Origin of the sequence: Neisseria chenwenguii (genome assembly GCF_002216145.1) — a bacterium.
Classification (GTDB): Bacteria; Pseudomonadota; Gammaproteobacteria; order Burkholderiales; family Neisseriaceae; genus Neisseria; species Neisseria chenwenguii.
On record NZ_CP022278.1, the window covers coordinates 711,143 to 735,827 of the forward strand.

A 24,685-nucleotide genomic window follows, 5' to 3' on the forward strand; every position below is an offset into this window, starting at 1 on the left:
CTTATGCTTGGCGGCTTTTCACAAATTCGGCGAGGGTTTTGACGCTGGCGAAATGTTCGCGCAGGTTTTGGCTGCCGTCTTCCAGCTGGAAATCAAAGGCTTTCTGCACGGCCAAACCCAGCTCGAGGGCATCGACGGAATCCAATCCCAGCCCTTCGTCGCCGAAAAGCGGGGCATCAGTTTCGATGTCGTCAACGGTCATGTCTTCCAAGCCTAAGCTGTCGATAATCAGTTGTTTGATTCGGGTTTCCAGATTCATGTGGTTTTCCGTATAAAGTCGTTTTGAAGATGCTCGTTTAACCGCCTTGCGGCAATCGGCAGAGGTTTGTCGGCCAGCCAGTCCTGCGGAAGGATGTCGTCGCCGACGGTAATGCGGTAGTGTATCCGTTTGGGCGGAATTTGATACCAAGGTTGCCCTTTTTTAAAGTTGGGCGGATCCATTTTAATATAAACAGGCGTGATGACGGCGGCGCTTCTCAGCCCGATGGAAACGGCGCCGCGGTGGAGTTTGACCTGACCGTCCCAACCGGTGCGCGTGCCTTCGGGGAAAATCAGCAGGCTCTGTCCACTTTGAAACACTTCGCTGATTTCGTCAAGCATTTCCATTGATTCGTCGTTGGGAATGTAGCCTGTGGCAAGAATCTGGCTTTGCATAGCGGGGTTGTGAACCAAGTCTTTTTTGACGACGCAGTTCAAGTCGGGGCAATGGCTGATCAGCAGCACAACATCCAAAAGCGAGGGGTGGTTGGACAAAACCAACTGCGCCGGCCGGCCGAGTTTTTCCAATCCGTCAAACTCGACTTTCAAAACGTCCGACCATTCCAAATACCGCACAAACACTTTCCAAACCCGCCCGACCATACGCCGCGCCTTGAGCTGGCGCGGCAAATCTCCTTTGGTGGACTTGAACGTATAAGGCAGTAGCGCGAGTTTGAACAATACGCCCGCCACGCCGAACAAAACAAATCCTAAAAGTGTGGCAAGGAAACGGCGCAGATAATCGAGTTTCGCTTTCATGGTTTCCGCCATTGCCAATGCCGCCCTGCGCGCGTGTGCGAGGCCGTCTGAATCTTGTCGTCGAGCATAAACTTCAGCCAGTCGATCGCGCCCCAATAAGGTTCGCAGCGCAATCCTGAAAAACGTTTTTCAGACGGCCTCTCTGCCAGCGCCATGCTGTACCCGCTGCCTTTTTCCAATAAAAATGCCGCGGCATAAGGAAACGGCGCACGCCCAGCTTCGAGCGCATATTCGGATTTCAACGGGTCTTCCGCCGCCACCAGCAACACACGTTCCGCGCCTTCGCAAAGCATGGCGTAACACTCGGCCAGCGCGTTCTCAAAACCGTCCGCACCCACCGCCAGCGCCGTGTTTTCCGACATATCGCCGCGCTGGACAGACCATTGCCCCGCCAGCGCATTATGCACCGACAGACCGAACGAGGTCGGCGAAACGCCCTCTCCGCAAATCAACGCCGGCCAAAGCTCGAAACTGCGGTTGAGCTCGCCGTCGTGCGAAACAAACACCAACGGCGCACCGGAAAATTCCTCTGCCAACGGCCAAGCTGCCTCAAACATCAGCCGGGCGGCCAAACCCAGCCGCCGCCGCTGCATCGCGGGCAGAAAGGCGACGGCGGGTTTATGCTCGGGCTGCGCGTCGGCAGCCAAGCCGCCTTCCGCCCAAAGCCGCCATTGTTCCTTATCGGCAATCCGACTGCTTGCAGCGTTCCAAGCCTTGATATTAAACGAAAAACAGCAGGAGTCCATCCCATCCGCTTTCAAAAATTTACATTAGGCGTATTCTAACCGATAGATTTCTCGAAAACTACTAATCGCATATAATAGCCGCTTAATAAAAACCCGATTTTGATGCCGTCTGAAAACCCTTATGCCGAACACTCCCGCCCCGCTGACCTGTCCGATTACCGCCGTTGCCCCACTATTGCCCCATAGCGGGAAAATGGTTCTGCTTGACGCCGTGACCGAATACAGCAATACGCATCTGACCGCCACAGCCCATATCGGCGCAGACCATATCCTGCTGCGGGACGGTGCGGTTCCCTGCATGTCGGGCATGGAAATCATGGCGCAGGGCATAGGCGCTTTTGCAGGCTGCATGGCGCACAATGCAGGCAAACCTGTCAAACTCGGTTTTTTGCTCGGCACACGCAAACTCAACCTGTTTGCCGATACCATTCCGATTGGTACCCAGCTGGAAGTGAAAGCCGCCGTCTCCACCCAAGACGCATCAGGTTTCGGCATTTTCGACTGCGAACTTCGCTGGACGGACGCACCCGACAAAGCCCGCCCGCAACTCCCTTCAGACGGCCTGCTGATTCAAGCTGCACTGAACGTGTACAGCCCGAAAGAGCCGCCGTCTGCATCATCCGAATAATCCCTCAGGCCGTCTGAAAAGTTTCAGACGGCCTCGACATAAAGATAAGGAAACCCATGTCCCGACAAACCGTTTTAATTACCGGCTCCAACCGAGGCATCGGAAAAGCCGTTGCGCTTGCCCTGGCCGCAGACGGATTCGACATCGTCATCCATTGCCGCAGCCGCAGGGAGGAAGCGGAGGCTGTTGCCGCCGAAATCCGCCAAACAGGCGCCAACGCCCGCGTATTGCAGTTTGACGTTTCCGACCGGCCGGCTTGCCGGGAAATCCTGACCGCCGACATAGAGGAAAACGGCGCGTATTACGGCATCGTCTTAAACGCAGGGTTGACCCGCGATAATGCGTTTCCTGCGCTGGAAGACGACGATTGGGATAATGTGCTGCGTACTAACCTGGACGGTTTCTACAATATCCTCCACCCCGCCATCATGCCGATGATACGCCACCGCCGGGCAGGCAGAATCATCTGCATGACTTCGGTTTCGGGCATCACGGGCAATCGCGGACAAGTCAACTACAGTGCCTCAAAAGCAGGCATCATCGGCGCAGCAAAGGCGTTGGCGGTAGAATTGGCGAAGCGTAAAATTACGGTTAACTGCGTGGCTCCGGGCTTGATTGATACCGAAATCGTCGATGAAAATGTCCCCGTGGCAGAAATCCTGAAGGCAATACCGGCAAACCGCATGGGTACGCCTGAGGAAGTAGCGCACGCAGTATGTTTCTTAATGGACGAAAAAGCAGCGTACATCACGCGCCAAGTCATTTCGGTAAACGGTGGATTATGTTGAACAAAAGAAGAGTAGTGGTAACAGGAATCGGCGGCATCACCGCTTTAGGCCGCGACTGGGACAGCATTCAGACGGCCTTTAAGCAAGGGCGCAACGCCGTGAAAAAAATGGAAGGCTGGACAGAACGGTTTCCTGATTTGGAAGCGCAACTCGGCGCACCGATTGAAAATTATGCCCCTCCCGCCCATTGGACGCGCAAACAGTTACGCAGCATGGGGCGCGTTTCCCATTTGGCAGTCGATGCCGCCGAACAGGCGCTGACAGATTCAGGGCTGCTCGGCGATGAACGCATTAAAGACGGGAGCATGGGCGTCGCCTGCGGCTCTTCCTCCGGCAGCACTAAAGACATCCGCGATTTGGGCGAACTTCTGATGACAGGGGCTTCACGCAATTTCAGTGCCAACACCTATATCCGCATGATGCCGCACACCACCGCTGCCAACATCGGCATCTTTTTCGGCTTGACCGGTCGGATTATCCCCACATCCAGCGCATGCTCCTCAGGCAGCCAAGCCATCGGCTATGCCTACGAGTCTATAAAATACGGCATGATCGACATGATGTTGGCCGGCGGTGCAGAAGAATTCTGCCCGTCCGAAGTTTATGTATTCGACTCACTCTATGCCGCCAGCCGCCGTAACAATGAGCCCGAATTAACACCCCGCCCTTACGACAAAGGCCGGGACGGTTTGGTCATCGGCGAAGGCGCCGGAATATTCGTTATCGAAGAATTGCAACACGCGCTGGCACGGGGCGCAAAAATTTACGCCGAAATCATCGGCTACGGCGCAAACAGCGACGGCAGCCACGTTACCCAACCACAAAAAGCCACCATGCAGAAATGTATGGAGTTGGCCTTGAAAGATGCCGCATTGCCGTCTGAAAAAATCGGTTATGTCAGCGGACACGGCACGGCTACCGACAAAGGCGACATCGCTGAAACGCTGGCCACCGAAGCCGTATTCGGCTACGTCCCCATGAGTTCGCAAAAAAGCTACCTCGGCCACACCCTCGGTGCATGCGGCGCTCTGGAAGCATGGTTCTCCATTGAAATGATGAACAGCGGCTGGTTTGCCCCTACCATCAATTTGAATGATCCCGACCCACAATGCGGCAATGTGGACTATATCCGAGACTCGGGACGCGAAATCAAAACGGATTATGTGATGAGCAACAATTTTGCTTTTGGTGGGATCAATACTTCACTGATATTCAAACGTTGGGCGGGATAAAACAAAGGAAAAGATCCGAAAACCGTCTCCAACTCAGCATGTTCAACCGGCGCACTGAAGGCCGTCTGAAAAAATTCAGACGGCCTTCAGTATATCATCAAAACCCGTATTGACTTTGCCATGCGGATTTCAAGTTGGTTTTCTGTTTTCAAAAAACTTTTTACAAAATTTCGGCGATATGCTTGGCTGCGCGTTTAGCATCAAGCAAAATCAAGCCGAGTTTGCCGCTTTCTTTAGCAATCAAGGCCAATACGGCATTTTCGCCTGCCTGGCTCAGCAGAATATAGCCGTTTTTGCCTTTTACCATGACTTGGTCGAGTTCGCCGCAAGCCAGCTCGTGCACGGAGCGGTTGCCCAGTGCCAGCAACGTGGCCGACATCGCACCGACACGGTCGGCATTCAGATGGTTGGGCAAAAGGGTCGCAATCGGCAGACCGTCAGGGGAAATAACGGCTGATGCGGTAATATCGGCCGAGGTATTGTTCAAATCGCTCAATACGGAAATTAATAATTGTTGCATATCTGTTCTATTCCAAAATGGTTAATTTATCGGGTTACGTTTAGCGGCTGCCGTATCGGTGATATAGGGCTTTAACCAATGTTACAAAAGCCTCTTTGTTTAAATCAGGCATTCCGCCGATGACCAAAATCAATTTGGTTGTACCGATATAAAGCGGGAAAAAGGTCAGCTCGCTTTGTCCTGACGGGTCACAAATGCCCCATGCGCTGTTGTTGATATAGAGGTTGTTCTGTATCAGCAAACGGTGGTTGCTTTCCATGCGGGCAACTTCGCTGGCCAACAGACCCAATTCTTCAGCAGCCTCATGATGGAAACCGACGTTGGCAAAATACAGACCAGCCTCATCTGCCAGCAGCGCTTTGCCCGAACCTGATAATTGTGCCAACAGGCCGGAAAGCTGCTCGTCTGAAAGACGAACATCTTCTGTGCTGACGTTTTCATCACCGTATAAAAATTCCAAACGCTGCAATCTGTATAAAAGATTCAATGCGGTATTGATGTCGCTGGTATCCGCCCATGCCAGAATTTTTTCGCTACTGATGGCTTCGCTCGACTCGGCTCTCAGCAGGCCGTAAAGCAGCGTTCTGCTGGCACTGGGAGAATCGCTGGAAATGGCGTAATAAGCACCTGCCGGTGTAATCTTAGGATATAGATTCGACTGTAAAGATAATGTTGATTCCATTTTATACCTCTAGACCAGGATCAATTGAGAATAACATCGCGCTAACCAGTTGTTTCACATCATCTTCGCGACGAGCGTCAATCTCAAAAACCGGTACATTGAAATTATTCTGAGCCAAATATTTCTGATACACGTCAATTCCCGGCAACGAACGGATGTCCATCTTTGTAACGCCGACAACCAAAGGCGCTTTTTTCAGCAGCTCACGGAATGCCTCCAAGAAAAACTGGAGGTCTTTCAACGGATTAGTGCGCGTGTTATCCAACAGCAACACCAAGCCCATACTGCCTTGGCTTAAAATTTCCCACATAAAGTTAAAACGCTCCTGTCCGGGTGTCCCATACAGATGCACTTTGGTTTCTTCATCCAAATGAATGACACCGTAGTCCATGGCAACCGTTGTATAACCTTTGCGAACCAAAGTCATATCGGAGGCAGATGCATCTGTCTGAACCGGCGGTTCGTCTGATAAGGCGGAAATAGCTGTTGTTTTACCTACCCCGACCGGACCGGTAAAGATAATTTTATTTTCTTTCATTACTCGTCCTTTTTATTATTTTTTACCAATCAATTTACGCATCAGTCGTTGCAGCAGACCGCGCGGCTGTTCTGCTGACGGGCCGGCAATCTTCTCAGCCTCTTTGGCCATCGGCGTATCTACCGTACCGTCAACTTTTACTTTTTCACTTACGTCCGCTGCCTTTTGGTCAACTGCATACTCGGCATCTGTTGCCAAAAATCCCGTTACCGAAGTAGCAGCCAGGTAGTTCAAAATATCCGGCATTTCCAAAGGCATGACCTTATACAGGATGTTCAAATTAACCGATGTTTTAGTTAAGAATGCCGACAATCTCATAGATTCGGGCACATGAGCCAAGCGGGTCAGATTCGGCCAGCGTTTTAATGTAAATACTGTTTGCGGCGTCATCGGATAAATCAGACGGCCTTGGGCTGTCCAAATAGCCATTTGCCAAAGACACGACATAATGGTTACTTTAGCCTTTTCTTTCCACTGAGGATTATCCGGTACAACTTTGCAGACAACTGCAAGATTGTCGTCTTTGCACAGTTTTTCCAATTCCGTAGCGCTGACGGTTAAAAGAACCCGCTGGATATTCGGAAAAACAATCAGAACCGGTTTTCCCTCATGCAAAATAGCAATATCCTGATGTCCCTGGCTGGCAAATTTCAATGCACCCAACACACCTTTTTGGGGGTTAAAACGGTGAATGGTCGCTTTTCTGGCTCCGTCCAGATTTGAGGAAGCATCCACAACCGCACTTCTTTCCCTGGACGCAGATGCGTCAAAAACGTTACCGCCCTGACTTAAACTGCGCAAAACGGGAAATAAGGAATCAAATTTAATCGGCTTAGGCAGATACGGAGTAGTTACAGACGGCTCAGAAGAGGAAAACATGGCGACAGGAACATCAGGATAAGCGGCTTTTGAAGCCCCCCATGTTCTCATCCCCTGTTCGGTATCGGTATCGACCAAAACCAAGTCAGGCTTTACTGCTGAGTCAGGAGTAACAATTTCATAATTCGTCGTATTGTGCATTTTAAAAGCCATACGGAACACAGCTTCCTGCTGTTCGCCCATTTCCTGCAGCATGATGTGTATGGTTTTAATTTTAGGTAATAGATTGTCCATTCGCGGTACTCTCTTAGTTATTTTCTTAACTTATTTTTATTTATTTCTTCGAATTTTGATTCACACGTTGCAGTAAACGGCTCATTGCCAATACCACCTCTTCCGGCAGACTGACGACACGTTCACGCAACAGACGCAGGAATTGCTCCAAGCGCGTCCAATCTTCCGCACGTTCGTACAGATCGAACAGCATGATATAAAGCTGAGACTCATCCGGATATTGCAAAACTGCCTGCTCCAAAACGCCGATAGCCTGATCTAACTGGCCGTACATCAGCAAAGACTCAACCTCTTTAAGCGCATCCTCTGCAGGAGATGAATTGACACTAATGACCGAAGAATCCTTTTGTACCAAATCGCGGTATTTTGCCTTCATCTGCAACGATGTAGGCTGGATATAACCTCGTTCCAAACCAATTTCGCGAACTTTCTTCTCGGTCGGCCCCTTTTCCAAATCATCAAAAATTTCGTGATAGCCCAAGCTGTATCCCCAGCCCAGCATACGTTCTTTGACTTGGCGGCCATACTGACCCAGCGAATAGTACAGTTTCCATAAATGGCCTGCAAACTGACCGATCTCGTGGTTCTGATAATCTAATTTCAATGCATCGATGATCAGACTTGCAGGTTTGGGGGAATTTTGAATGGCGCGGTTATACTGCTGCAACACCGTTCCGTAATCAGCCTTATCCTTCAAGATTTTGGCGCTCTGCTCAGGTTTTACAAAACCAATAACCGCACCTATTTCCTCAGGACTGACATCTTCAAATTCTTTTTTACCCAATACGATCGGCATACGTTTTACCTCATTTGGCTCGGTGTGCTGCGGAGATTCGACAGTCATAACCGAACCCTGTCCGGCATTTTCCTCCAAACTTCCGCCTTCGCCTATCTGCCGGTCGACTTCCTGCATATTCCAGCCAAGCCGTTTTTCCGCCAAAACGCGCAACCCCAAATGGGTAGTCTCAGACATCAGGCCGACTTTGACGTATTCGGCAAAACTTTCGTCAGACAGAACCGAACCGTGTCGTCCCAACGTCTCAGCCAACATATCGATGTTGCCGACGCGCAGATTAAGACCGATTAATTCATGCACCAGTTTCTCAGGCGCACTATCATTCAGACGGTTCAAATACCCCGCCAACGACTCGGCAGCCTTACTTTCATAACCGAACTGTTTATAGACCTGATACTCTGTCAGAGGGTCAACCTCCTGCGCCGACACGGACGCGGTAGAATCCCCCACACCTCCGGTATCGCCACCCCATTCCCAGTCCTGACTTTCGGCGCTGGAAACAGACTGGCTGACTTTATCCATCCAGTCTGCACCCCCGGCCTGACCGTCCGTATGGTTTTGTTGATGATTCTGCACCGTTGCCTTTGCCGACTTGCCTGTTGCCGAACCGCCTTGCTTATAGCGGACGAACAACAAGACCAGCAGCAATAACGCCAGCAAGATGATTAAAAGCGTGTAGTCCAAGAATACCTCCCGAATGATGTGCCGGAGCAAACTTCCATCTTTATATAAATACTAAACATCCAACATTTCAGGCTGAAAAGCAGCGCCTGAATCCTGCCGAATCACGTTATTCCCAAATGATGAGATGATAATAACATGATTCCCCCGATAATTACATGAAAAACCATTTTACATAAAAACTGTTTTGCGGTTTTACAACTCAAACAGCGCAACAGCCTCCGCATGAGCCGTTTGCGAAAACATATTCATCACACCTACTTCTTTGAATATATAACCCTTTTCAACCAAAACCGCCGCATCCCTTGCTAGCGTTGCCGGATTGCAGGAAACATACACTATCTTTTTTGGCAGATACGGCGCGTGCAGAGACTTTACGACAGCATAAGCACCGCTTCTCGGCGGATCGAGCAGCATTTTGTCAAACTTCCCCCAAGCCGCAGCGTCGGTTTCCCCGATTTCAAACAAATCCGCAGCCAAAAAAGCCGCCGACTGCCTGCATTTGTTCACAACAGCATTCTGAGCCGCCTGGGCAACTAAAGTTTCCGAACCCTCAATCCCGAGTACTTCAGCCCCACATTTTGCCATAGGCAGGCTGAAATTCCCTAGCCCGCAAAACAAATCGGCCACCCGCTCCCCGGGCCTGATATCCAACATTCCCAAAGCGCGGCTGACCATTACCGCATTCATCTCAGCATTGACCTGCGTAAAATCACCAGGCCGGTAGGGCATTTCCACATCAAACTCAGGCAAAACATACTTCAAAACCATATTGCCGTCAGGATAAAAAACGCAGGATTTTTCCTTTCCGCATTGCAGCCAAATCTGCCACTTTTCCGCAACACCTGCCAGCGTACTGTCAAACCACTCTTTAATAATATTCCGAACAGTTTCAGACGGACTATTATTGAGTTTGATATTAAGTACAGTTAGTTCTTGCCCAAAATAAAACTCGACAAACCCTACTTGCTGCGCAGCGCCAACCAAACGCCGAAGCAGATCGCCCACCTGCGGCAGGCAGCCCGAAATATGAACAGGCAAAAGCTTACACGACCGGATATCGACTACATCATTCGTCTTCTTCTCATGAAATCCCATTTTCAGACGGCCTGCCTTATCCACCTCCACGCTCAATCTGGCACGACTACGGTAATGCCACGCCGCCCCGTAAATCGGCGGCAAAACCCTTTGCGGCACAACCTTACCGATGCGTGCCAACTGCTCTTCCACAATACGCTGTTTAAACGCAACCTGAGACTGCGGCGCAATATGCTGCAACGCACAGCCGCCACATGTATCAAAATAGCGACACTCAGGTTCCACCCGCTCGCCGGAAGCGCGTAAAACCTCTACCGTCTCCGCCTCATCAAACTGCTTCTTCGATTTCACAATCCGGCAAACCACTTTTTCAGACGGCATAGCGCCTTTAACAAAAACCGTTTTGCCGCCGATTTTCGCCACACCGCGCCCCTCGAAATCCAAAGAAGACACATCGGCCACAACACCTGAAACTTCCGTTTTACCCATCAGAATCACATCCGAATAACATTTCCACACAACTGCTTACCGAAATTTTTCTACTGCCTGATTTATTCTCTCACAAAACACCCGAGATTGAGGTATGATTGCGCCGAAATTCCCTTTTAACTCTTTGTTAATCCCGCAAATAACATGAAAAAACTCTACCTCGGTCTGACCGCGCTTTTACTCGCAAATACCGCCTTTTCCAACACACTGCTGCCGGATGTTTCCCCCGCATCATCCGGCCAGCATGTTTTCATCAATATCCCCCAGCTGCGCCTGTTTGTCTATACCGACGGCAAGCTGACCAAAGTTTACCCCGTTGCCGTAGGCAAAGCCCTGACGCAAACCAATTTGGGCGAACACCACATCGGCGTCAAAGCATTCAACCCGACTTGGCACATCCCGAAATCCATTCAAAAAGAACTCAAAGACGGCGTCAAAACCATTCCGCCCGGCCCGAAAAATCCACTCGGCCCCGTATTTGTACGACTTGGCGACCCCAAACTCGGCCTGGGCATCCACGGCACCAACGCCCCCTCCAGCGTTCCCGGCGTCCGCAGCCACGGCTGTGTGCGCATGAAATCGCCCGACGCGCTGGAATTTGCCAAATCCATTACCACAGGTTCGCCCGCTTACGTCATCTATCAGATGGCCTCGTTAAACGAAGATGCCAACAAAAACCTCTGGCTCGCCGCATTCCGCGACCCATACAGCAAAAAAAATCTCGATACCGCCGCATTGCGTAAAAGCATCGCCGCATGGGCAAAAGCAAACGGCAAAACCATCAGCAGCAAACGCGTCGATGCCATCCTGAAAGCACGCACAGGCGCCGCCAACTGCCTGACCTGCACCAAAGGCGTAAAGCTGAAAGCCCCCCTGAAATCATTGACATGGAACGACGGCACCGCCGCATACAGCAAACCCAAATACATCCCCAAACCGGCACCGGTTAAAAATCAGGTATTGCCGGCAGGTTCGGAAATCGAAGTTGACGCAGGGGACAGCACTCCGGCCTCTGCCGCAGCAATCCCCGCTGCCAAGCCCGCTTCGACACCCGCGGCAGCATCCGCGCCGAAAAGCCCGGCTGCAAATCCGAAGCCCAAAGCCACACCGGCCTACGACGAACCGACCGATTTGCTGTTCTAACCGTCTTTACCGTTCAAACCTAAAGGCCGTCTGAAAAAGCGCTAAAGGGAAACACCCCGACAGCCCGTTTCAGACGGCCTTTATCATATGACAACACGCCACCGTAAAAGTTCCAAACCAACCTTCTATCCGACAAAAGCGGCAGTCCATCCCAACCGGCCGCAACAGCCGGACGAAATCACAGCCCCTACTTTTCAGACGGCCTGCCAACACTTAAACTGTCAGCTTCCATCTTCATCGGAGACAATCATGAGCGAAAAAATCAAAGCAGGCATCGTCGGCGCCACGGGCTACACAGGCGTCGAACTGCTGCGCCTGCTAACCATCCACCCAAACGTCGAAGTCAGTGCCATCACCAGCCGCAGCGAAGCCGGCGTCGCCATTGCCGACTACTTCCCCAGCCTGCGCGGCATTTACGATCTGACGTTTCAAACGCCCGATGAAGCCGCATTAGATCAATGCGACGTCGTCTTTTTTGCCACGCCAAACGGCATCGCCATGAAAGAAGCGCCCGCGCTCTTGGCAAAAGGCGTGCGCATTGTCGATTTGTCTGCCGACTTCCGCATCCAAGACATTCCTACTTGGGAAAAATGGTACGGAATGACCCATGCCTGCCCCGAAACCGTTTCCCAAGCCGTTTACGGACTGTGCGAAATGAACCGCGACAGCATCAAAACCGCCCAAATCGTCGCCAATCCGGGCTGCTACCCGACCTGCGTTTCCCTGCCTTTGCTGCCGCTGCTGCAAACAGGCCGTCTGAAAAACGGCCTGCCGCTGATTGCCGACTGCAAATCAGGCGTTTCCGGCGCGGGACGGAAAGCGAACATCGGCTCGCTCCTCTGCGAAGCCGGCGACAACTTCAAAGCCTACGGCATCGGCGGGCACCGCCACCTGCCCGAAATCAAACAAACCATCAACGGCCTGCAAAGCAATATTGCCGAACAGTTTGTTTTCGTTCCCCACCTGACCCCCATGATCCGCGGTATGCACGCAACGCTGTATCTCCAACTGGAAGACGGCTGCAATCCGCATGAAATACTCCGTGATTTTTATGCCGGCAGCCCGTTTGTCGATATCATGCCCGCAGGTTCCACACCCGAAACCCGCAGCGTCCGCGGTGCAAACATCTGCCGCATCAGCATCCAGCGCGCACCGCAAAGTAATACATGGATTGCCCTGTCCGTTATCGACAACCTGGTCAAAGGCGCAGCCGGCCAAGCCGTTCAAAATATGAACATTATGTTTGGTTTTGAAGAAAGCGCCGGCCTGCAAGCCGCACCGCTGATGCCTTAAATCTCAGACAATCCGAACAAAGGCCGTCTGATACTTCAGTCTACGTTCAGTAACCGAAATTCGGACGGCCTTCTTCAAACCCATCAAAACGTCTTGCCAAACTCCACAAACGCCCTGTTTTTCCGGTATTCGTAATACGGATCGTTGCTGGTGCTCTGATTGTGCGCCAGTTTGAATGGGCGCTGACCAGCCGCGAAGTGTTTGCCCTTTGCAGTCCACACCGCCCGATGTGATGACCGACATCCAACGCGCCGCTCGTTTCTTCTACCTGCAACACACCGCCTTCGGCGGCAAGACAGCAGACCAACACTTCGGCACGGCCACCACCAGACGCGGCTTTACCGCCGCCGACATTGCAGGCCGTCTGAAAGCCGCGCAGCAACGGCTCAACGGCGTGTACATCGAAAACGAACCGTGGGAACGCTGCTTCAAACGTTACGACCACGAACACACCTTCTTCCACGCCGACCCTCCTTACTGGCAGACGGCAGGCTACGACAGAGCCTTCGATTGGGCGCAGTATGAGCTGCTGGCCAAGATGATGACCGAGAGCAAAGGCAAGGTTATGCTTTCCATCAACGACCACCCCGATATTCGGACGTTGTTCAAAGACTTCCGTATTCAGCGGCTGGAACTGGCTTACTCCGTCGGATGCGATAAAACGCAAAAGACCAGCGGCGAGCTGGTCATCTGCAACTGGTAAAACAAAAGAGACGGCAGCGTCGCTTTGTTTACTTAGACTTGTCTTTTTGCGCCTTTCTTTCTGCTTCCCGGGAGCCTGCATCATACGCAGCTTTCAAAGCGGCCTCGACACTCCAAACCGCCACTTCCTTAAAGTCGTAGTCATCCCATTTTCTGGTTTCGAGCGTACGCGATTTTTTTAAGCAGGGCAAATAAGGTTTTGGTCATTTTAATTTCGGTATGCATGGTGGTCTCCTGTTTAAGTGAGACACATGTTGCCGTACCTCCGGACACATAGCGAGCAATCCGAGTGCTGTGTTCGACAACCAATAAAAAATCCTGCCTTTGTTCGGCAGGATTTGAAACTTTATTGCACATGGTGCAATAGGATAAAAGTCAGTTTTTCTCAAAAAACCGCTTCAAATTTCGCGGGCGGCTTCATCTGCCTTTTCCTGATTAGTCTTGATTGTATTCTCAGCTCCCGTCAAGGCTTTTACAGATTCACTTTCCACCCAAGTTTCCTGCAAATCGGTCAGCGCATCAAAATTACTGTGAGCAGCTGTTACTTTTGCTGCATCGGTTTTAGAAATTTCAGACGACAAAGCGGCGACTTCCGCCTTAATGGCTTCTGCTTTTGCCATATTGGCTTCGATAGTGGATTCTGCTACGGCCAATGATTTGGCAGAATCAGCATCAACCTAGGTTTTCTGTGCGTCTGTCAAAACGGCGTAATTTGTGCGAGCAACAAAATACCGTTCGGCAGTGATTATCAACCGCCAAACAAGAATATTAGCATAATAAAAATACAAAACTTAAAATTTCAAAAAAATACACACATTTCTTTACATTAAAATGTACTTTTTTAAATCCTTTCCCCGTTTTTTGTTGCATTCTATGCAACAGGTCTTGACGGTTCATTTGCATTTAAGCGGGTGTCAAAGGGTATATAAGGCCGTCTGAAAAACCGCTTCAATCCAAACGGCACCGTCAGCCAGCCCGCTTTTCAGACGGCAAAGACGCAGCCTGTGCTTTGATGTAGAATACGTTTTTTTGTTTTGAGGCCGTCTGAAACGATGTCTGCACGTTCTAAAATTCCTTATCTGCTGCTGGCTGTAGCGGCAATTGCGTTTGACCAACTCACGAAGCTGGCGGCTTTGTCGGCGTTTTCTTACGCCGAACGGCTGAATGTGGTTCCCGGCTTTTTTGATTTGACGCTGGTTTACAATCCGGGCGCGGCATTCAGCTTTTTGGCGGATGCGGGCGGCTGGCAGAAGTATTTCTTTCTGGGATTGGCGGTTTTGATTTCGGGCTATCTGGCGCGCGGGATTTGGCGCGAGGAGTTCGGCCGCTGGGGCAGGCTCGGGGCGGCGATGATTATCGGCGGGGCCGTCGGGAATGTCATCGACCGTTTGGCTTACGGGCATGTCATTGATTTTCTGCTGTTTTATTGGAAAGATTGGTATTACCCTGCGTTTAATATTGCCGATAGCTTCATCTGCGTGGGCGCGGTGCTGCTGGTGATTGACGGCTTTGGGCAGAAGAAGAAAGCGGCCGTCTGAAGATACTATTGCTTGTTTTTCCGCCAAGGCTGTCTGATGTTTTGCGCACCACAGGAATAATCAGCAATGAATAATCTGTTAAGTTATAAAGGCTATCAGGGTACGATCGAATACAGTGAAGAAGATGACTGTCTGCACGGGCGCGTGCTGCATATCCGCAGCGTTTTGAGTTACGGCGGTGATACGGTGGCGGAAATCAAGACGATGTTCCGTGAGGCGGTGGACGGTTATCTGTCTCTGTGCGCAGAGCAAGGCATCGAACCCGAAAAACCTTACAAAGGCAGTCTGAACGTGCGCTTGGGCGCTGATTTGCACCGTGAAGCGGCGGTAATGGCGGCGAAACGGAATACGTCGCTCAATGAGCTGATCGTGCAGGCTGTCAAACATGAAGTCCGGCCTCAGGCTTAAAGGCCGTCTGAACATTTTCCCGAAAGACCACCGATTATGACCGAAAAAACCATTATGCTTGCCAATCCGCGCGGTTTCTGCGCGGGTGTGGACAGGGCCATCAGCATCGTCGAGCGCGCACTGGAGGAGTTTGGCGCGCCGGTTTATGTGCGTCACGAAGTGGTTCACAATAAATTTGTGGTCGATAATCTGCGCGATAAGGGCGCGGTTTTTATTGAGGATTTGGCTGATGTGCCGCCGGGCGCAACGCTGGTTTATTCGGCACACGGGGTGTCTAAGGCGGTTCAGGCAGAGGCGGCGGTGCGCGGGTTCCGCGTGTTTGACGCGACCTGTCCGCTGGTGACGAAAGTGCATAAGGAAGTGGCGCGGCTGGATGCGCAGGATTATCAGATTGTGATGATCGGCCACAAAGGCCATGTGGAAGTGGAAGGCACGATGGGACAGCTTGCGCCCGGGCGGATGCTGCTGGTGGAAACGCCGGAGGATGTGTCCAAGCTGGAAATCGCTAATCCCGACAAACTGGCCTATGTGAGCCAGACAACGCTTTCGGTCGATGAAACCAAAGACATCATCGAAGCGCTCAACGCGCGTTTCCCCAATATCCGCAATCCGCACAAGGAAGACATCTGCTACGCGACGACCAACCGCCAAAAAGCAGTCAAAGAGCTGGCGGAGGAATGCGACATCGTGATTGTGGTCGGCTCGCCCAATTCTTCCAACAGCAACCGCTTGCGCGAAGTGGCGGCGCAACGCGGTGTGGATGCGTATATGGTTGATAATGCGGGCTATTTGGAGCGCGCTTGGTTTGAAGGCAAAAACAAAGTCGGCGTAACCGCAGGCGCATCGGCGCCGGAAGTGTTGGTCAGAGAGGTTTTGGAAACCATTCAAAGCTGGGGACACGATACCGTCCGCGAGGGCGAAGGCGTGGAAGAAAGTATTGTGTTTGTTTTGCCTAAGGAACTGCGCCGCGAGGGCGAGGGGAAACAGGGTTTGAATAAGGGATAAAGTTTTTGAATAATGAGGCCGTCTGAAAAGTTTCAGACGGCCTTTGGTTTAATTACGGTAAGCGGGTAAGTCGGATTCTTGAATCTGACAGTCTGACCCGTTTTTCAGACGGCCTCGTTTTCCATCAAGACACTTCACTTCCGCCCACCGTCAACCCCGCATCAATCCGCAAGGTCGGCTGGCCGACGCCGACGGGAACGCTCTGCCCTTCTTTGCCGCACACGCCGACGCCGGTGTCGAGCGCGGTGTCGTTGCCGATCATAGAAACGTGTTTCAACACTTCGGGGCCGTTGCCGATGAGGGTCGCGCCTTTGACGGGATATTGAAGTTTGCCGCCTTCCACCCACCAGGCTTCGGAGGCGGAAAAGACGAATTTGCCGCTGGTAATGTCAACCTGCCCGCCACCGAAGTTGACAGCGTAAATGCCTTTATCAATGGAGGCGATGATTTCGTCCGGGTCGTAGGCGCCGTTTTCCATAAAGGTATTGGTCATGCGCGGCATGGGCGCGGCGGCGTAGTTTTCGCGGCGGCCGTTGCCGGTAACGGGGACGCCCATCAGGCGGGCGTTGGTTTCATCCTGCATATAACCGACAAGAATACCGTCTTCAATCAATACATTACGCCGGGTTTCGTTACCCTCGTCGTCGATATTGAGCGAGCCGCGGCGGTCGACAATATCACCCTGATCGACGACGGTCACGCCTTTTGCCGCCACGCGCTCGCCGATACGGCCGGTAAAGACGCTGGTTTCTTTGCGGTTGAAATCGCCTTCTAAACCGTGCCCCACCGCTTCATGCAGCAACACGCCCGGCCAGCCGTTGCCGAGTACGACGGTCATTTCGCCGGCGGGCGCGGGGAGGGATTCGAGATTGGTCAGCGCCTGATTAACCGCAGATTCGACAAACTGCCGCACCAGATGTTCGCTGAAATAAGCCAAATCGTAACGTCCGCCGCCGCCCGCACTGCCCTGCTCGCGGCATTCGCCCTGCTTGGCGATAACGGTTACAGTAAACCGCACCATCGGGCGGATGTCGGCAGCGTGTTTGCCGTCGAGGCGGGCGATGTAAATCAAGTCATACTCGCACGTCAGCCCCGCCATCACCTGCACAATGCGCGGATCGGCGGCTTTGGCCAGCGTTTCGACTTTGTTTAAAAGCGCCACTTTTGCCGCCGAATCCAAACTGTTGATCGGATTGAGCGTTGCGTGCACCGCCTTGCCGTGCGCCACCGAGGGCACTTGCGCCGTTTTCGACTGTCCCGCAGCGCTAATCACGCGTACGGCTTCGGCAGAACGGTTTATCGAATCGATACACAAACTATCGGCATAAGCAAACGCCGTTTTATCCCCCGAAACCGCGCGCACACCCACGCCCTGCTCAATCTGAAAGCTGCCCGATTTCACCATCCCCTCTTCCAAATGCCAGCTCTCATAAGCCGTATACTGGCAGTAAATATCGGCATAATCGACATCGCGGCTGCCGATGAGCGCGAGGCTTTTTACCAGCATTTCGGGAGAGAGGCGGTTGGCTTCAAGCAAATCGCGCTGCACGGTTTGGTAAACGGAAGACATACTTTCAGACGGCCTTGTTTCTAAGGGAAAAGAGGCAAGGATTATACGGGATTTGGCGGAAGTTTGGCACGGAAGCGGCAAGGTTTTTCATTACAAAATCATGATTACAAACTGAATTTTCCGTTTTTTCAAAAAGTTATCAAATCATCGGCTTATTTTTCTGTTTTACTATTGATAATAATTTCTATTAGCGTATAATGACTTTCACTCGGTCGCCTTCCTAAGCGCCGGGCCATTAAACGATTGATTATCCCCCTCTTTTTTTTCCCGACCTTTTTTAACGGAGCGCGCGTATACGAAACATTCTGTTCCCTTTATCAGATACTCAAAACCGAAACACAAAACCCGCTTGAATCGCCAAGCGGGTTTTGTGTTTGAGGCCGTCTGAAAACCGCCGCCGCACTCGGCAGAAGTTTTCAGACGGCCTCTGTTTTTCCATTCAAACAACAGTTTATTTGCAGCCTTTCACGCTCAGGTTGCCGTAGCGGCCGACCACATCTCGGATGTCCTGCAAGGTTTTTGCGTCCACCGCCATAAACGTCACGTTCATGCGCGAAACGCTTTGGCCGCTGTCTGACGCGCCTTTTTCTTCCTGCTCGACAATCCGCGCACCACCGAAACCTGCGCCGGACAAGCGGGAAATCAAAACCTGTGCAAACGAGCGGCTGCGCACGACGCCGACGCTGATTCCGCCCTCGTAAATCGAAGCGGAAAAGCCTTTGTCGTTGAGACTGGCCAGTTTGGCAATCGCATCGCCGTCAGACGGCAGCATAACGCGGAAGGTTTTCGCCGTTTTGGCGGCGGTTTGCGCACCGCGTTTTTCCACGCTGCGGCTGGCGGCATGCGGCCAGCGGGTCAGCAAGCCTTTGATGCGATGGTAATCGTCTTCGTCCATCGAAATATGCGCGGCGCTGGCGCAGTTGCCGGCCGGTGTTTTTTCAGACGGCATGTTGTTTTTTGCCAACGCTTTTTCACGCGCTTCTTTTTCGCGGCGGGCTTTTTCCTCGCGCTCGCGTTTTTCCTTTTCCTGTGCCAGCTTGGCTTCCTGCTCTTTTTGCAGTTGCGCTTTCTGCACCTGCTCGGTGTTTGCAGCAGAAGCCGCAGGCGCAGTCAAAACCGCTTCAGGCGCGGGTTCGGAAGCAGCAGCGGTTTCCGATGCGGCAATCCAGTCGGGCGTAGCGGGGGAATTGTTAGCGGACGAAGTGCCCAGCGATTGCGGGCGCGCTAATTCTTGTTTGCCGCCGTCTGAAGGCGAAACAGCGGCGGTTTGATGTTTGTCTGTCATACGGTGCGCCACCATGCCACCGAAAACAATGATGTTGAGCGCAACCAGCACGGCGAAGAGCCATTTCATTCTTGTTCTATCCAGTTGAGTAAGCCGTAAATAACGAGATTATCTACAATTTTAACTGTATTGTCCAAAACAAATGACTCCGGCAAGGCCTGCACAACCTTAGCCGCACCGCCTCCCGTAATGATGACGTCAACCGGTTTTCCGACGCCGACTTTGGCTTTCAGACGGCCGTGCATCAGCATCAGCGCGCCGCATACCGCGTCCATCATGCCGCTGGCGAGCGCGTTGGAAGTGGTGGTGGGAAAAGGATACACTTTGCCGATGACGCGGTTGAGGTTGGCGGTTTTCAAAGCCATCGCCTCTTTCATCAGGTGGAAACCGGGCATAATGGTGCCGCCGAGATAATGGTCGTCGTCGGTCAGCGCGTCGGTGGTCACGGCGGTGCCGCAGCTCACGACCACGCAGGCGTTTTTGCTGAAACGGCGGCTGCCCAGCGCGTTAAACCAGCGGTCGGCGCCGTGTTCTTCAGGATGGCGGTAATGGTTGCGCACGCCCAACGCTTCGGTCATCGACGGCAGCCATTCCACATCGCGCCCGATCTGCATTTCCACCATCGCTTTTTTTGCTTCGCCGCACACCGCGCAGCCGACGATGCGCACATCGCCGTTCCCGCGCGCCACCCAGTCGTCGCCCAAACTGCTCAAATCGCGGTAAGGCGCACGGCTGACTTCGGTAAAACTGCCGTTTTCCACCCACGCCCATTTGAGCTGGCTGTTACCGCCGTCGAGCAGCAGACAGCGCCCGCTGCGCACAATTTCCGCCGGCAGCGGATTGTCGTTGGGACGCAGACTGATTTCGCCGCACACCACGGTTTTCCTGCCCGCCGCCGTATCCAGCAGCAGCGCGCCCTGCGCGTCCACGCCCGCTGCGATGCCTTCGTAGATGACTTTGCCGTCCTGCAACAATAAAACGGGGCGGTTGTGATCACGGTTGGCGGCCTGATAATCAGCCAAAACAGGCGCGAAACCGTCGCGTTCAAATTGCGCAAACAAGCTGTTTAACTCGCCCAAAAGCGCATCCAAAAGCCGCGCCGCCGACGCGCCGCGTTGTGAGGCCGTCTGAAAAAGCGCCTGCACCGAAGCGGCGTTTTCCACTTCTTTGGGCAACACGAAATTCACGCCGATGCCGACCACGGCCACGGTTTTACCGCCGCTGCGCACGGTTTCAATCAAAATCCCGCCCAATTTGTCGCGGCCGACCACCAAATCGTTCGGCCACTTAATCTGCGTGTTCAAACCCAATTTGGCCAACGCGCGGTTGCAGGCCAGCGCCGCGGCCAGCGAAAGTGCGGACAATTCGTGTTGCGGTCGTTCAAACGCCCAGCCGAAGCTGAACATCAGACACTCGCCCAAACGGTGCTGCCAGCTCCGCCCCTGCCGCCCGCGCCCTTTGCTTTGGCAATGCGCCACGCGCAGGGCTTTGTGCGCGGCATCGGGCGATTGGCGCGCCAGTTCCAGTATTTCGTCGTTGCTGGAAACGCATTCGTCGAGCAAGGCCGTCTGAAAACCGTGTGCCTGCCCGATTTTTTCCACTTCATTACGGGCGAACACCGCCAGCGGGCGCACCAGCCGCCACTGCCCGTCGTGCTGGCGCAGCAGGCCGCGGATGTGCGGCGGCATCTGCTGCCAGAATCCGTTGAGCTGCTGCGGCTTCACGCCCGCCAAACGGGCAAGCTGGGAAACGTGTTGCGGCAGGCCGTCTGAAAGTTCGGCCAAAACCTGCCAATGCTGCGGCTTGAGCGTCATGGCGTCCCCGCTTCCGCCGCGCGGATTTTGGCCAGCGTTTTCGTGGTCGAAGTTTGGTGTAAAAACGGAATCGAATACACTTTTCCGCCGCGTGCCAGCGTTTCCGCCGCACCGATAATGTTTTCCACCGCCCAGTCGCCGCCTTTAATCAGAATGTCGGGCTTGACCAGCTCAATCAGCGCCGCGGGCGTATCGTCGTCAAACCACGTCACCAAATCCACACTCGCCAACGCCGCTGCCACCGCCGTGCGGTTTTCCAGCGGATTAATCGGACGGTCGCTGCCCTTGCCCTGGCGGCGCACCGAAGCATCGGTGTTCAAAGCCAACACCATCGCCGCCCCCGTCGCACGCGCTTGTGCCAGATAAGTGACATGGCCGCGGTGCAGAATATCGAAACAGCCGTTGGTAAACACCAGCGGGTGCGGCAGCGCGGCCAGCCGTTCGGTAAGCTGTTCGGGCGGGCAGATTTTGCGTTCGAAATCGGGCAGAGGCCATGAATCCATTTTGAACTTCCGTGTTTGGTTGGGAACAAGCGGTATGATACCCAAGCATCTTGAAAAGGCAAAGCCGAAGGCCGTCTGAAAAACGTTGCGGGATTTTTTCAGACGGCATGGGCGCGTTTTGGTGGTTTTTTGTCGATGCCGTCTGAAAACTGAAAATCAAAATGCCCAAGCATAAAAACATTAAAAGGGAAAAGCCCGCATATTGCTATGCGGGCTTTATCTGGGGTGGCTAATGGGGCTCGAACCCACGACAACCGGAATCACAATCCGGGGCTCTACCAACTGAGCTATAGCCACCGTAAACTTTTTGGCACGCCCGACAGGAATCGAACCTGTAACCCCCGACTTAGAAGGTCGGTGCTCTATCCGGTTGAGCTACGGGCGCTCTTGCCGTTTCGTACCAAAGGTAAACTGAACTTTTAAGTGGTCGGGGCGGTGGGATTCGAACTCACGACCCTCTGCTCCCAAAGCAGATGCGCTAACCGGGCTGCGCTACGCCCCGACTTGGAGTTGCGAAATATACAGAGATTTAAAAAAAGCGTCAACCGATTGCGCGCATTTTCTGCATAAAATTGAAATTAGCCGCTTATTTTTACTTGGAATTTATTTTTCCGAACCAGGCCGAGGCCTTTACAAAAATAAGTAACACCTGTTTGTAGGGGCGGTTTTACACCCGCCAAAACGTTAACCGTTTCAGAAACATTTATTTTTTTCAGCAAGTTGCAGATTTACAGGCAGGTGTAAAACCCGCCTCTACAAGCGTTTCCCAAGGACTCCAGCTTTTTTGCAAAGGCCTCAGGCCGTCTGAAAAATCGCGCTGCCAAAACGCGCCAAAAAATGCGATAATTGTCAACAATTTCATGATTTCCCTCTATATTTAAAGAAAGACCGCCATGACCGCCCAACTGATTAACGGTAAAGAAATTTCCCAGCAACGCCTCGCCAAAGTCGCCCAAGCCGTTGAAAAACGCGCTGCCGACGGGCTGCATACGCCGTGTTTGGCGGTTATTTTAGTCGGCAACGACCCCGCCAGCGCGGTTTATGTGCGCAACAAAAAACTGGCCTGCGAAAAATCGGGCATCAAATCATTATCTTACGAACTGCCCGCTTCAACTTCGCAGGAAGAGCTGCTCGGTTTGGTGGTAGAATTAAACGAAAACAGCAAGGTGGACGGCATTCTCGTCCAGCTTCCGCTGCCGCCGCACATCGACAGTCAGGCGATTTTGGAACACATCCTGCCGCACAAAGACGTGGACGGTTTTCATCCTTACAACGTCGGCCGCCTGGCGGTCAAAATGCCGCTGATGCGCCCCTGCACCCCCAAAGGCGTGATGACGCTTTTGGAAGCCTACGGCGTTGACCCGAAAGGCAAAAAAGCCGTCATTGTCGGCGCATCCAACATCGTCGGCCGCCCGCAGGCTTTGGAACTGCTGCTCGCCCGCGCAACCGTTACCGTCTGCCACAGCGCCACGCAGAATCTGTCCGAGGAAGTCGGTGCGGCAGATATTTTGGTGGTAGGCGTCGGTATTCCGAACTTCGTCAAAGGCGAATGGATCAAACCGGGTGCAGTCGTGATCGACGTAGGCATCAACCGCTTGGAAAACGGCAGCCTGTGCGGCGATGTGGAATTTGACGCCGCAAAAGAGCGCGCCGCCATGATTACCCCCGTGCCCGGCGGCGTCGGCCCGATGACGATTGCCACGCTGTTGGAAAACACGCTGCACGCAGCCGAACTGCACGACTAATCTTCCGACAGGCCGAGACTTTTGCAAAAAATGCTGTCTGAAACGGTTCAGTCTCTTCAACCGGCGTCATTCCCGCGCAGGCGGGAATCCACGTTTGATTTTCTGAAACTCATTTTAAAACAATACATTGTCTGTACTTAACCGTAGATTCCCGCCTGCGCGGGAATGACGTCTGTGAAGGACTCAGACGGCCATTCTGATTTTTGCAACGGTCTCAGGCCGTCTGAAACTTGGCTGCTGAACGTAGTGGTTCGACTACGCTCACCAACCATCGAAGCACCTGTGCTGAGCGTAGTCGAAGCATCAGACGGCCTGCCGTCTAAATGCCCCCTGCCCCCAATCATTTTTTATATTTATAAAGGAAGAAAACATGAAAAAACTGCTTACCGCCGCATTATTGTGCTGTGCCGCTGCGGCTCACGCCCAAAACGAGATTACCGTACCCGTTTCGCTGTTGAGTGTTGCCGACGGCAATCAGGTTGTCGGCGAAGTACGCATCAGCCAAAGCAAGTACGGCGCCGTATTTACCCCGAAAATCCGCGGACTGGCAGCCGGCATTTACGGTTTCCACGTTCATGAAAAACCGAGCTGCGAAGCGGCGGAAAAAGACGGCAAAAAAGTCGAAGGATTGGGCGCAGGCGGCCATTGAGATCCGAAGAAAACCAACGCCCACAAAGGCCCGTGGGACGACAGCGGCCATCTCGGCGACCTGCCCGCGCTGGCAGTTGACGCCAAAGGCAACGCCCAACCCGTTGTCGCGCCGCGCATCAAAAACATCAACACCCTGCGCAACCACTCGCTGATGATTCACGCCGGCGGCGACAATTACAGCGACCAACCCGCTGCGCTGGGCGGCGGCGCGCGCAAATACTGCGGCGTTATCCGCTGATTTTGGAAACGGCAAGGCCGTCTGAAATTCCGTTTTCAGACGGCCTCATGCCCTACTGCGGCGCGCAACATCTGCTTGACGCAACAGCAAAAAACAGCAATAATCCTCCGCTTGTCCTGAAGTACAGGCAAAACCCCTGTACCCGCTTAACTGAAAAGGAAATCAAATGAAACAAGGTATCCACCCGAACTACCACGAAGTCAATGTTACCTGCTCTTGCGGCAACAAATTCGTGACCAAATCCGCTATGGAAAAAGACAGCTTCAACATCGAGGTTTGCTCTTTGTGCCACCCGTTCTACACCGGCCAGCAAAAAATCGTCGACACCACCGGCCGTGTGGACAAATTCAACAACAAATTCGGCAACCTGTTCAAACGCGGTTAATCTGCAACAGGTTGGAAGGAAAAGACTGCTTCGGCAGTCTTTTTTTGTTTTTCAGACGGCCTCTTTTCCCCTCCCGCCCAAACGCCGCCCTACCCGCTCAATCCCTTCTCCGCCCGATACGCGCAGGAATTTGTTAC

The 24,685-nt window shown here is 52.9% G+C and carries 30 protein-coding genes and 3 tRNA genes; 13 read left to right on the forward strand and 20 right to left on the reverse strand.

The annotated features are described in order from the left end of the window. Position 1 precedes the first annotated feature (1 nt). Genes BG910_RS03470 through BG910_RS03480 form a run of 3 tightly spaced genes read right to left on the reverse strand, consistent with a single transcriptional unit; the run spans position 2 to position 1,763 of the window. Positions 2-259, reverse strand: a complete 258-nt coding sequence (locus tag BG910_RS03470) for a phosphopantetheine-binding protein (protein WP_089035644.1) — start codon at positions 257-259, stop codon at positions 2-4. Next, positions 256-1,017 (reverse strand): lysophospholipid acyltransferase family protein, encoded by a 762-nt coding sequence (locus tag BG910_RS03475; protein WP_089037122.1) that lies wholly within the window; start codon positions 1,015-1,017, stop codon positions 256-258. Before BG910_RS03475 ends, BG910_RS03470 begins: the two co-directional genes overlap by 4 nt. Further along, on the reverse strand, positions 1,014-1,763 hold the full coding sequence (locus BG910_RS03480; RefSeq protein ID WP_089035645.1) for a beta-ketoacyl synthase chain length factor: 750 nt from the start codon (positions 1,761-1,763) through the stop codon (positions 1,014-1,016). The genes BG910_RS03475 and BG910_RS03480 overlap by 4 nt, the downstream gene beginning before the upstream one ends. Positions 1,764-1,884: 121 nt before the next feature. Between BG910_RS03480 and BG910_RS03485 the strand changes: the two genes are divergently transcribed. Genes BG910_RS03485 through BG910_RS03495 form a run of 3 tightly spaced genes read left to right on the forward strand, consistent with a single transcriptional unit; the run spans position 1,885 to position 4,411 of the window. Then, positions 1,885-2,391, forward strand: coding sequence for an ApeP family dehydratase (locus BG910_RS03485; protein WP_411710841.1), 507 nt, complete (start codon positions 1,885-1,887; stop codon positions 2,389-2,391). Between the two features lie 56 nt (positions 2,392-2,447). Then, positions 2,448-3,179, forward strand: a complete 732-nt coding sequence (gene fabG, locus BG910_RS03490) for a 3-oxoacyl-ACP reductase FabG (protein ID WP_089035647.1) — start codon at positions 2,448-2,450, stop codon at positions 3,177-3,179. Beyond that, complete coding sequence (locus tag BG910_RS03495) at positions 3,173-4,411, forward strand: beta-ketoacyl-ACP synthase (RefSeq protein WP_089035648.1); 1,239 nt, start codon at positions 3,173-3,175, stop codon at positions 4,409-4,411. The genes fabG and BG910_RS03495 overlap by 7 nt, the downstream gene beginning before the upstream one ends. Positions 4,412-4,571: 160 nt before the next feature. On the opposite strand, the gene BG910_RS03500 is transcribed toward BG910_RS03495, so the two are convergent. From BG910_RS03500 to rlmD, 6 genes are all read right to left on the reverse strand, one after another. After that, positions 4,572-4,931 (reverse strand): roadblock/LC7 domain-containing protein, encoded by a 360-nt coding sequence (locus BG910_RS03500; RefSeq protein ID WP_089035649.1) that lies wholly within the window; start codon positions 4,929-4,931, stop codon positions 4,572-4,574. Between the two features lie 40 nt (positions 4,932-4,971). Beyond that, positions 4,972-5,613, reverse strand: a complete 642-nt coding sequence (locus BG910_RS03505; RefSeq protein WP_089035650.1) for a peptidase M23 — start codon at positions 5,611-5,613, stop codon at positions 4,972-4,974. 1 nt (position 5,614) lies between these two features. Next, positions 5,615-6,151 (reverse strand): GTP-binding protein, encoded by a 537-nt coding sequence (locus tag BG910_RS03510; RefSeq protein WP_089035651.1) that lies wholly within the window; start codon positions 6,149-6,151, stop codon positions 5,615-5,617. Between the two features lie 15 nt (positions 6,152-6,166). Continuing rightward, positions 6,167-7,264 carry a response regulator gene (locus tag BG910_RS03515; RefSeq protein WP_089035652.1) on the reverse strand — a complete coding sequence of 366 codons (1,098 nt, stop codon included), beginning with the start codon at positions 7,262-7,264 and terminating at the stop codon, positions 6,167-6,169. Positions 7,265-7,304: 40 nt separating this feature from the next. Then, complete coding sequence (locus BG910_RS03520; RefSeq protein WP_089035653.1) at positions 7,305-8,744, reverse strand: type IV pilus assembly protein FimV; 1,440 nt, start codon at positions 8,742-8,744, stop codon at positions 7,305-7,307. A 192-nt stretch (positions 8,745-8,936) separates the two neighbouring features. Beyond that, positions 8,937-10,268 carry a 23S rRNA (uracil(1939)-C(5))-methyltransferase RlmD gene (gene rlmD / locus BG910_RS03525; RefSeq protein ID WP_089035654.1) on the reverse strand — a complete coding sequence of 444 codons (1,332 nt, stop codon included), beginning with the start codon at positions 10,266-10,268 and terminating at the stop codon, positions 8,937-8,939. 144 nt (positions 10,269-10,412) lie between these two features. On the opposite strand from rlmD, the gene BG910_RS03530 reads away from it, so the two are divergent. Continuing rightward, the gene (locus BG910_RS03530; RefSeq protein WP_089035655.1) at positions 10,413-11,411 is read left to right on the forward strand and encodes a L,D-transpeptidase; all 999 of its coding nucleotides are present in this window, start codon (positions 10,413-10,415) and stop codon (positions 11,409-11,411) included. A 249-nt stretch (positions 11,412-11,660) separates the two neighbouring features. Continuing rightward, positions 11,661-12,704, forward strand: a complete 1,044-nt coding sequence (argC, locus tag BG910_RS03535) for an N-acetyl-gamma-glutamyl-phosphate reductase (protein WP_089035656.1) — start codon at positions 11,661-11,663, stop codon at positions 12,702-12,704. An 83-nt stretch (positions 12,705-12,787) separates the two neighbouring features. Here the strand turns inward: argC and BG910_RS13145 are convergent, their stop codons facing one another. Beyond that, a complete protein-coding gene (locus BG910_RS13145; RefSeq protein WP_157694016.1) occupies positions 12,788-12,925 on the reverse strand; it encodes a surface lipoprotein assembly modifier in 138 nt (45 codons plus the stop codon). Here BG910_RS13145 and BG910_RS03540 point away from each other — a divergent pair. Then, entirely contained in the window at positions 12,913-13,407 is a 495-nt protein-coding gene (locus BG910_RS03540; RefSeq protein WP_232462228.1) for a DNA adenine methylase, read from the forward strand. The two genes, BG910_RS13145 and BG910_RS03540, sit on opposite strands and share 13 nt — an antisense overlap. Positions 13,408-13,435: 28 nt before the next feature. Here the strand turns inward: BG910_RS03540 and BG910_RS13150 are convergent, their stop codons facing one another. Both BG910_RS13150 and BG910_RS03550 read right to left on the reverse strand, forming a co-directional pair. Further along, positions 13,436-13,531 (reverse strand): DUF6900 domain-containing protein, encoded by a 96-nt coding sequence (locus BG910_RS13150; protein ID WP_408633792.1) that lies wholly within the window; start codon positions 13,529-13,531, stop codon positions 13,436-13,438. A 273-nt stretch (positions 13,532-13,804) separates the two neighbouring features. Then, the gene (locus tag BG910_RS03550; RefSeq protein ID WP_123805367.1) at positions 13,805-14,026 is read right to left on the reverse strand and encodes a hypothetical protein; all 222 of its coding nucleotides are present in this window, start codon (positions 14,024-14,026) and stop codon (positions 13,805-13,807) included. Positions 14,027-14,458: 432 nt separating this feature from the next. On the opposite strand from BG910_RS03550, the gene lspA reads away from it, so the two are divergent. The 3 genes from lspA (at position 14,459) to ispH (ending at position 16,357) form a co-directional block, all read left to right on the forward strand. Then, the gene (gene lspA, locus BG910_RS03555) at positions 14,459-14,944 is read left to right on the forward strand and encodes a signal peptidase II (protein WP_089035659.1); all 486 of its coding nucleotides are present in this window, start codon (positions 14,459-14,461) and stop codon (positions 14,942-14,944) included. Positions 14,945-15,010: 66 nt separating this feature from the next. Beyond that, on the forward strand, positions 15,011-15,352 hold the full coding sequence (locus BG910_RS03560) for a type II toxin-antitoxin system HicB family antitoxin (RefSeq protein WP_089035660.1): 342 nt from the start codon (positions 15,011-15,013) through the stop codon (positions 15,350-15,352). Positions 15,353-15,388: 36 nt separating this feature from the next. Further along, positions 15,389-16,357 (forward strand): 4-hydroxy-3-methylbut-2-enyl diphosphate reductase, encoded by a 969-nt coding sequence (gene ispH, locus BG910_RS03565; RefSeq protein WP_089035661.1) that lies wholly within the window; start codon positions 15,389-15,391, stop codon positions 16,355-16,357. Positions 16,358-16,481: 124 nt separating this feature from the next. On the opposite strand, the gene tldD is transcribed toward ispH, so the two are convergent. The 7 genes from tldD to BG910_RS03600 form a co-directional block, all read right to left on the reverse strand. After that, positions 16,482-17,927, reverse strand: a complete 1,446-nt coding sequence (gene tldD, locus BG910_RS03570; protein WP_089035662.1) for a metalloprotease TldD — start codon at positions 17,925-17,927, stop codon at positions 16,482-16,484. Between the two features lie 451 nt (positions 17,928-18,378). Continuing rightward, the gene (locus BG910_RS03575) at positions 18,379-19,281 is read right to left on the reverse strand and encodes a cell division protein (protein WP_089035663.1); all 903 of its coding nucleotides are present in this window, start codon (positions 19,279-19,281) and stop codon (positions 18,379-18,381) included. Next, a complete protein-coding gene (locus BG910_RS03580; protein ID WP_089035664.1) occupies positions 19,278-21,026 on the reverse strand; it encodes a bifunctional biotin--[acetyl-CoA-carboxylase] ligase/type III pantothenate kinase in 1,749 nt (582 codons plus the stop codon). Before BG910_RS03580 ends, BG910_RS03575 begins: the two co-directional genes overlap by 4 nt. Beyond that, complete coding sequence (locus tag BG910_RS03585) at positions 21,023-21,529, reverse strand: adenylyltransferase/cytidyltransferase family protein (RefSeq protein ID WP_089035665.1); 507 nt, start codon at positions 21,527-21,529, stop codon at positions 21,023-21,025. Before BG910_RS03585 ends, BG910_RS03580 begins: the two co-directional genes overlap by 4 nt. Positions 21,530-21,750: 221 nt before the next feature. Then, positions 21,751-21,826: transfer RNA gene (locus tag BG910_RS03590), tRNA-His, on the reverse strand. An 11-nt stretch (positions 21,827-21,837) separates the two neighbouring features. Next, positions 21,838-21,914 (reverse strand) — tRNA-Arg (locus BG910_RS03595). Positions 21,915-21,953: 39 nt separating this feature from the next. Next, a tRNA-Pro gene (locus BG910_RS03600) sits at positions 21,954-22,031 on the reverse strand. Positions 22,032-22,422: 391 nt separating this feature from the next. Between BG910_RS03600 and folD the strand changes: the two genes are divergently transcribed. After that, positions 22,423-23,274: a bifunctional methylenetetrahydrofolate dehydrogenase/methenyltetrahydrofolate cyclohydrolase FolD gene (gene folD, locus BG910_RS03605; protein WP_089035666.1), complete on the forward strand. Its 852-nt coding sequence runs from the start codon at positions 22,423-22,425 to the stop codon at positions 23,272-23,274. Between the two features lie 137 nt (positions 23,275-23,411). Here the strand turns inward: folD and BG910_RS12145 are convergent, their stop codons facing one another. After that, positions 23,412-23,618: a hypothetical protein gene (locus tag BG910_RS12145; RefSeq protein WP_123805378.1), complete on the reverse strand. Its 207-nt coding sequence runs from the start codon at positions 23,616-23,618 to the stop codon at positions 23,412-23,414. A gap of 26 nt (positions 23,619-23,644) precedes the next feature. Here BG910_RS12145 and BG910_RS12715 point away from each other — a divergent pair, with 26 nt between their 5' ends. The 3 genes from BG910_RS12715 to rpmE all read left to right on the forward strand — a co-directional run bounded on the left by BG910_RS12715 (position 23,645) and on the right by rpmE (position 24,548). After that, positions 23,645-23,923, forward strand: coding sequence for a superoxide dismutase family protein (locus tag BG910_RS12715; RefSeq protein WP_232462229.1), 279 nt, complete (start codon positions 23,645-23,647; stop codon positions 23,921-23,923). A gap of 60 nt (positions 23,924-23,983) precedes the next feature. After that, positions 23,984-24,163, forward strand: a complete 180-nt coding sequence (locus BG910_RS12720) for a superoxide dismutase family protein (protein ID WP_332457771.1) — start codon at positions 23,984-23,986, stop codon at positions 24,161-24,163. 166 nt (positions 24,164-24,329) lie between these two features. Next, positions 24,330-24,548, forward strand: coding sequence for a 50S ribosomal protein L31 (gene rpmE / locus BG910_RS03615; RefSeq protein WP_089035667.1), 219 nt, complete (start codon positions 24,330-24,332; stop codon positions 24,546-24,548). Positions 24,549-24,685 lie beyond the last annotated feature (137 nt).

Bases quoted from the DNA above. Each gene is read 5' to 3' on its own strand.
- BG910_RS03470 (WP_089035644.1), bottom strand. From the start codon at position 259: ATGAATCTGGAAACCCGAATCAAACAACTGATTATCGACAGCTTAGGC.
- BG910_RS03475 (WP_089037122.1), bottom strand. From the start codon at position 1,017: ATGAAAGCGAAACTCGATTATCTGCGCCGTTTCCTTGCCACACTTTTA.
- BG910_RS03480 (WP_089035645.1), bottom strand. From the start codon at position 1,763: ATGGACTCCTGCTGTTTTTCGTTTAATATCAAGGCTTGGAACGCTGCA.
- BG910_RS03485 (WP_411710841.1), top strand. From the start codon at position 1,885: ATGCCGAACACTCCCGCCCCGCTGACCTGTCCGATTACCGCCGTTGCC.
- fabG (WP_089035647.1), top strand. From the start codon at position 2,448: ATGTCCCGACAAACCGTTTTAATTACCGGCTCCAACCGAGGCATCGGA.
- BG910_RS03495 (WP_089035648.1), top strand. From the start codon at position 3,173: ATGTTGAACAAAAGAAGAGTAGTGGTAACAGGAATCGGCGGCATCACC.
- BG910_RS03500 (WP_089035649.1), bottom strand. From the start codon at position 4,931: ATGCAACAATTATTAATTTCCGTATTGAGCGATTTGAACAATACCTCG.
- BG910_RS03505 (WP_089035650.1), bottom strand. From the start codon at position 5,613: ATGGAATCAACATTATCTTTACAGTCGAATCTATATCCTAAGATTACA.
- BG910_RS03510 (WP_089035651.1), bottom strand. From the start codon at position 6,151: ATGAAAGAAAATAAAATTATCTTTACCGGTCCGGTCGGGGTAGGTAAA.
- BG910_RS03515 (WP_089035652.1), bottom strand. From the start codon at position 7,264: ATGGACAATCTATTACCTAAAATTAAAACCATACACATCATGCTGCAG.
- rlmD (WP_089035654.1), bottom strand. From the start codon at position 10,268: ATGGGTAAAACGGAAGTTTCAGGTGTTGTGGCCGATGTGTCTTCTTTG.
- BG910_RS03530 (WP_089035655.1), top strand. From the start codon at position 10,413: ATGAAAAAACTCTACCTCGGTCTGACCGCGCTTTTACTCGCAAATACC.
- argC (WP_089035656.1), top strand. From the start codon at position 11,661: ATGAGCGAAAAAATCAAAGCAGGCATCGTCGGCGCCACGGGCTACACA.
- BG910_RS03550 (WP_123805367.1), bottom strand. From the start codon at position 14,026: ATGGCAAAAGCAGAAGCCATTAAGGCGGAAGTCGCCGCTTTGTCGTCT.
- lspA (WP_089035659.1), top strand. From the start codon at position 14,459: ATGTCTGCACGTTCTAAAATTCCTTATCTGCTGCTGGCTGTAGCGGCA.
- BG910_RS03560 (WP_089035660.1), top strand. From the start codon at position 15,011: ATGAATAATCTGTTAAGTTATAAAGGCTATCAGGGTACGATCGAATAC.
- ispH (WP_089035661.1), top strand. From the start codon at position 15,389: ATGACCGAAAAAACCATTATGCTTGCCAATCCGCGCGGTTTCTGCGCG.
- tldD (WP_089035662.1), bottom strand. From the start codon at position 17,927: ATGTCTTCCGTTTACCAAACCGTGCAGCGCGATTTGCTTGAAGCCAAC.
- BG910_RS03575 (WP_089035663.1), bottom strand. From the start codon at position 19,281: ATGAAATGGCTCTTCGCCGTGCTGGTTGCGCTCAACATCATTGTTTTC.
- BG910_RS03580 (WP_089035664.1), bottom strand. From the start codon at position 21,026: ATGACGCTCAAGCCGCAGCATTGGCAGGTTTTGGCCGAACTTTCAGAC.
- BG910_RS03585 (WP_089035665.1), bottom strand. From the start codon at position 21,529: ATGGATTCATGGCCTCTGCCCGATTTCGAACGCAAAATCTGCCCGCCC.
- folD (WP_089035666.1), top strand. From the start codon at position 22,423: ATGACCGCCCAACTGATTAACGGTAAAGAAATTTCCCAGCAACGCCTC.
- BG910_RS12145 (WP_123805378.1), bottom strand. From the start codon at position 23,618: ATGATTGGGGGCAGGGGGCATTTAGACGGCAGGCCGTCTGATGCTTCG.
- BG910_RS12715 (WP_232462229.1), top strand. From the start codon at position 23,645: ATGAAAAAACTGCTTACCGCCGCATTATTGTGCTGTGCCGCTGCGGCT.
- rpmE (WP_089035667.1), top strand. From the start codon at position 24,330: ATGAAACAAGGTATCCACCCGAACTACCACGAAGTCAATGTTACCTGC.